Source organism: Microbacterium maritypicum MF109 (genome assembly GCF_000455825.1).
GTDB lineage: Bacteria > Actinomycetota > Actinomycetes > Actinomycetales > Microbacteriaceae > Microbacterium > Microbacterium maritypicum_A.
Genome location: NZ_ATAO01000037.1, coordinates 1 through 295 on the forward strand (window position 1 = coordinate 1; position 295 = coordinate 295).

Annotated in this window: 1 pseudogene; it reads left to right on the forward strand. The window is 65.8% G+C overall.

The window, feature by feature from the left end:
- Positions 1 to 295, forward strand: a pseudogene (locus L687_RS24780) (nitroreductase family protein); the annotation flags it as partial.

Sequence of the window (295 nt, forward strand, 5' to 3'; positions counted from 1 at the left end):
GTTCTATTCGGTGTTCAGCATGGGGGCGGCGATGGAGAACGTCTGGCTCACCACGGTCGAACTCGGCATGGGCATCCAGTTCATCTCGTTCCCGATGGAGGTGCCGGGCCGCTGGGACGAGATCGTGCAGCTGTTGCGGGTGCCGGACGATCTCGAACTCATGGCCGTCTACCGGCTGGGCTACCTGCCGCCGGAACAGCGTCGCCCCGCGATCGACTGGTCGAGCAGCCAGCGCAAGCTCGTGTCGCAGTACGTGTTCCGCGAGAACGGGGAGACGCCGCAGCAGGGGTGGGAC